The organism is Ruegeria sp. AI3 (assembly GCF_056541245.1).
The window spans coordinates 1-4,941 of the sequence record NZ_JBQFYA010000030.1 but is presented as its reverse complement, the minus strand read 5'-3'; the positions used below and the strand labels follow the sequence as shown (position 1 = coordinate 4,941).

Below are 4,941 nucleotides of genomic sequence, written 5' to 3'. Positions count from 1 at the left end.
CGTCAGCCAGAAAAGATCAGACATGGTCACCGCTCGATTTTCGAACCGTGAATCACGCAGCAAAGCGGAAATCAATGGGTCCTGACCCTAATAGTTAAGGAGAATTTTGTTTTTATATCAGTTGTTTATGCTGCCCGAAGAAAGAAGATACTAGAAGAAAAAGAAGAAGGATCAGCCTGAGGCAACGTTACCCCCCAACCCAAACGTGGTTTCCCTTTACCAGTATCCCGACCAGATCCACGAGGCCTTCACGCATGACGCAGAGCGTGACGTTTTTGTCTGCCCACAAGTGCACGACCTGAAACTGTGCGCCAATAGCCCCGAGTAATCGCCGCACTCACCGGGCGCGTTGAAAAAAAGGCGCAAACACTAGATGTAGTCAGGAGCTTTTTTCACCGATATCGACTGATTATGAGATCGGAACCTAAGCGCCGAACAACTTTCGGATTTTCCGCTTAGTGTTGCGGCGGCGATAAGTCCACGTCTTCTGGTAACTTTGAATGAACTGCGCGACCTGCGGGCTAAGATCCGAAGCTTTCCGGATATCTTCGGGCCGATCTTGCCTGATGCTCTGCTCGATAAAGTGTTCGAGCCACCTGAAAAACAGGTCGGGGTAAGCGCGGCCCGGGAAGTACTTTTCCCCCCACTGCACGATTGTCTTGATCTGCCGGAAGGCATTCTGGTGAAGATTATTTCCGTGTTTGCGGTAGGAGAGAACGATCTTGTTCCCCAGCGAAAAGGTCAACTCGGGGTGTCGCACCATGTGCTGAAACAGGCGCGTCCGCAGAACTATGTCGTCCCCGGTCATCGTGTCATCAAAACCGCCCACAGCCATGAGGGCGTCGCGGCGGAACACCTGACCTTGGATGTAGAAGGAGCCAAGGCTCCTATACTCCAGCTCAATCAGGTCCTGAGCCGTTTCGGGGTGGTTCGCAGGAAGCGGAAGGTGAATGGCATCCGTAATCCGGTGGCCGTTTTCGTCGATCTCGTAGTGACCGGTATTGGCTGCGAAGACGATGTTCCGAGCTTTCGACAAAACCTCGACCGCATCTTTGATACAGTCCGGCATCAGGAGGTCATCCAACGACATCATTGTGACAAATTCGCCCGACGCTGCGTCCAGAACCTTGTTGAAGTTCGCCGGCACATTGCCGGAATTTTCCTGCTTTATGAAAGTGGTCGGAAAGGGGCTCTTAGCCAGTGCGGCCTCAATCACTTCGACCGAATTATCCGGTGATCCATCGTCCAGGACGATGATTTCGATATTGCGATAGGTTTGTTCGTAGATCGATTGCAGACCCGCCGCAGCAAATCTCGCATGGTTGTAGGAGACGCATAATACAGAACACAAATGAGACATTCAGTTCTCGCTTTTCGGCCTCGTCATGAACGGGACGTTCAATTGAAGCGATTGACCGTCCAGCGCCCATGTCAGCAGGCGCGCAGGATCTCGGGTATGACTCGGTTTTTAACGAGTGATCTATCCAGTTGAGGCCCCATTGGCAAGCTCAGCACTTCTTGTGCCAGACGGCGGGCAATCGGGAAAGCCTCGGCTTTGAGGCACAGATCCGCATAGGCGCCCTGCATGTGCGGCGGGATCGGATAATGGATGAGCGTCCCTACCTTGGCCTCGGCCAGATGCGCCTGCATCTCAGCGCGCATTGTGGTGCGGACAACAAAAAGGTGCCAGACAGGGTCCGCCCAATCGGGCACATGCGGCAGGATCAGGCTGCTGTCCTTCAACCCCTCGAGATAGTCGACGGCGATCGCGCGGCGCCGTTCGGTCCAATCGTCCAGCGCCTTCAACTTTACCCGCAGAACAGCCGCCTGCACGGGATCGAGGCGTGAATTTACGCCGGGCTCTTCGTTGACGTATTTCTCGTGAGAGCCGTAGTTACGCAGTATCGCCACCCGGGCGGCCAGGTCTGCGTCGTTGGTGGTCACCGCCCCGGCATCCCCAAGTGCCCCAAGGTTTTTGCCCGGATAGAAGCTCCAGCAGACGATATCGCCATGCCCGCCAAGCCGCTGCCCCTTGTAGGCCGCACCATGCGCCTGCGCCGCATCTTCGATCACCCGAAGCCCGTGGCGGCTCGCAATCTCGAGGATAGAATCTAGGTCGGCAGGCTGGCCGTAAAGGTGCACCGGAAGCACAGCGCGGGTACGCAGGGTGATGGCCGCTTCGATAAGGGTCGGATCGATATTGTGGGTGGCCGGGTCAGGTTCGACCGGAACCGGTATTGCACCAACACCAGAGACGGCAAGCCAGGTGGCGATATAAGTGTTCGAAGGCACGATAACCTCGTCGCCCGGCCCGATGTCCAGCGCACGCAGGGCCAGTGTCAGAGCGTCTAGTCCGTTGGCCAGCCCCACGGCGAACTTGCTGCCGCAATAAGCGGCCCATTCTGCCTCGAAGGCCTCGACCTCGGGACCGAGGATGTAGAAACCACTGTCTAGCACTCGCGCCACAGCGTCGTCGATTTGTTGCTTCAGCTCGCGGTAGGCCGCGCCCAGATCGAGGAAAGGGATCATTCGACCCCTCCACGCAGCGCGTTCTGAAATTCATTGTAGTCCCGGAAATAGTCGGACTCATCATAGACATGCGAGGCAAGCACCATGCAGACTGCGCCTTGACTGAAGGCATCCATTTCGCGCCAGATCATCCGGTTGACGTAAAGCCCTTTGCGCGGGTCACGCAGCCAGAATTCGGTCTTGGTTTCTCCGTCGTCGATCTTAATGCGGAAACTGCCGGACAGCGCAAAGATGACCTGTTCAAGATCGCGGTGTGCATGGCCGCCACGTTCGGAGTCGACGGGTACGTTGTAAAGGTAATAGACCCGAGCAATGTCGAACGGCAGATGGTTACCCCCTTCCACGAAGGTCAGGTCGCCACGGGGATCATGGATTTGTGGAAGGTCGATGATCCGGACGCTGCCCTGGTGCGCGGAAATTCGTGTCATGGAAAGGTCACCCTTTGAGAAGTTTTAGATATGTGGCGCGTAACTCTTCGAACAGCTTGCGCGGATAGTCAAAGAAGATGTCTTGCGCGGTCCTATTGGTTTCGATCATGCCGAGACGGCGATAGAACGCCTCGGCGTGGGTGTTTTCCACCCGGACATCAACCTTGGCCATGCCGAGGTCTAGATGTTCGAAGCCGATGCCAAATGACAAGACCGCACTTTCCAGCGCGGCTTTCCGTGGTTTGTTGGCGTCGAGGATCCAGCTGCCCCAAGTGAATTGGTCTTTTTCGATTTTATACAGGCGTACCAACCCGCAGCGGGTGCCGTCGTGACGTTCGATCACGTAATAAAGCTGCCGACACTGGGCCTCCTGGGCTTTGTAGCCTTCGATCCACTGTCGCTGATCCGCAACCGTACCCGTGACCGGGGACAGGTGCCGATTGTAGTGCGGGTTCGTACGCAGGGCGTACACATAGGGGGCATCAGCGGGCGTGATAAGCCTGAGTCTCAGGTTGGGCCCGGCCACTTGGGCAACAGACGATTTGGTCATGATCCCTTTTGAGCTTGTGGCGGCGCTGCGGTCACAGACGCCACTATGGATGTTTCCGATGCGCTGCACCAGCCATAACTCCGGTCTCAGACCGAGGTACGCCGTGGCCCTTTCGGCTGTGCAAGGCCTCATTGAACGGGCGAACCTCTCTGTCGCCGGGGACGTTCTCGAGCTTCTGGAAGCCGGGGTAGTCATGCGCGGTGTCGCAACCGGCTAGCTCCGGGCCGCGTGTCTGACCTGGCAGCCAGCGCATCGGGATAATCACGGTCTTATTGTCGTTGTCGTTCAGCAGGCCGCCCCAGTACCCGAAACTGGAATTCGAGCTCACCTGGTGATCGCATTCCGAGATCAGCAGAAGGTCCAAGTGTCCGGCCTCGGTATTGTTCACATCGATGCAGCACCATTCGATTTGTGGCGGCAGTTTCGGCGCTAGGTGACTGCGCACCCAGTCGATGTCGTCCGAGAAGAAGAAGACCTTCGCCTTATCCTGACCCGAGGCTGAGACGATCTGATCTATGGCAGTTCTGTAGTAATCCTCGCCAAGCATCGCCATGCCGATGCTTACGTAGTCCCCACGACGTACATGGACCGCGATTGACATGGGCGCCTTATGAATATCCGACAGCACATCCCGGTTGGCCTCGTTCAACTCAAGGTCCTTGAAGCGCAGTTCTGAAAGCACCTTGTCTTCGACGTCGGACACGTACTTCCAGTGTTCTGCGTAACCATCGAAATACAGCGGCTGTGGGTGATCAAAGATGGCCGGGTCGTACCAGTAGGGTTTCGGATTATTGTAGTAGAAATGTCGCTTGTAGAAATCGATCTCGTCCTGCGTGGCGGCGTCCATTTTGATGTTTGGAAACAGCGTAGTCAGGGTGAACAGCCGGCTGCTCTTGTTGGAGCAATCCATGCCGTTGGTCTCGAACCACATCAGATCGTATTTAACGACCATGCCGAAGGCCTTCCTGAAACACTCGCCCAACACGTACTTCGTGATTGCCGAGCAGAGCCCACCGTCAACCATGACAATAACTATGGGGTCTTCCCCGCGCGCGCGCAGGATCTCCTCTCCCTTCTGGCGAAGTGAACGGTTCTTTCGTTTAGCGACCAACGAATGCAAGGATTTACGAAGACTGCGAGGCGACATAGGCGTAAAGATATGCCATTAAATATGCCATGACCATGCCAAAATAAAAAACGGCAATTTAAACCTATGCCGTTCAGCGACGCCGCGATCCAGGCCCGCCTTACCCTGAAGATTTTGTTTAGGATGCCGCTCCGGCCAACGATCGGGTTCGTGCAGATTTTGTTGCGGCTGGTCGGTTTGGATTGGGCGGTCCAGACTAGGTTCAGGCCTCATAGCCAATAGATAACGAGTGCTGCGAGGGCGATTGCTGACAGGAAGACCTTTGGGCACCTGTCGTAGCGGGTTGC

General features: G+C 55.9%; 5 protein-coding genes and 1 pseudogene. 1 reads left to right on the top strand and 5 read right to left on the bottom strand.

Annotated features, from left to right (window positions below; all coding sequences use genetic code 11):
* Nucleotides 1-424 precede the first annotated feature (424 nt).
* The 5 genes from ACRZ95_RS22665 to ACRZ95_RS22645 all read right to left on the bottom strand — a co-directional run bounded on the left by ACRZ95_RS22665 (nucleotide 425) and on the right by ACRZ95_RS22645 (nucleotide 4,459).
* Nucleotides 425-1,360, bottom strand: coding sequence for a glycosyltransferase family A protein (locus tag ACRZ95_RS22665; protein WP_170539206.1), 936 nt, complete (start codon nucleotides 1,358-1,360; stop codon nucleotides 425-427).
* A gap of 71 nt (nucleotides 1,361-1,431) precedes the next feature.
* Complete coding sequence (locus ACRZ95_RS22660) at nucleotides 1,432-2,529, bottom strand: DegT/DnrJ/EryC1/StrS aminotransferase family protein (protein WP_170681769.1); 1,098 nt, start codon at nucleotides 2,527-2,529, stop codon at nucleotides 1,432-1,434.
* Nucleotides 2,526-2,957 (bottom strand): sugar 3,4-ketoisomerase, encoded by a 432-nt coding sequence (locus ACRZ95_RS22655; RefSeq protein WP_170417387.1) that lies wholly within the window; start codon nucleotides 2,955-2,957, stop codon nucleotides 2,526-2,528. The genes ACRZ95_RS22660 and ACRZ95_RS22655 overlap by 4 nt, the downstream gene beginning before the upstream one ends.
* Before the next feature lie 7 nt (nucleotides 2,958-2,964).
* The gene (locus tag ACRZ95_RS22650; RefSeq protein WP_170642516.1) at nucleotides 2,965-3,507 is read right to left on the bottom strand and encodes a GNAT family N-acetyltransferase; all 543 of its coding nucleotides are present in this window, start codon (nucleotides 3,505-3,507) and stop codon (nucleotides 2,965-2,967) included.
* A gap of 43 nt (nucleotides 3,508-3,550) precedes the next feature.
* On the bottom strand, nucleotides 3,551-4,459 hold the full coding sequence (locus ACRZ95_RS22645; protein WP_170642514.1) for an alpha-1,2-fucosyltransferase: 909 nt from the start codon (nucleotides 4,457-4,459) through the stop codon (nucleotides 3,551-3,553).
* Between the two features lie 258 nt (nucleotides 4,460-4,717).
* Between ACRZ95_RS22645 and ACRZ95_RS22640 the strand changes: the two are divergent.
* Nucleotides 4,718-4,846 (top strand): annotated as a pseudogene (locus ACRZ95_RS22640) (transposase); the annotation flags it as partial.
* Nucleotides 4,847-4,941: the final 95 nt, after the last annotated feature.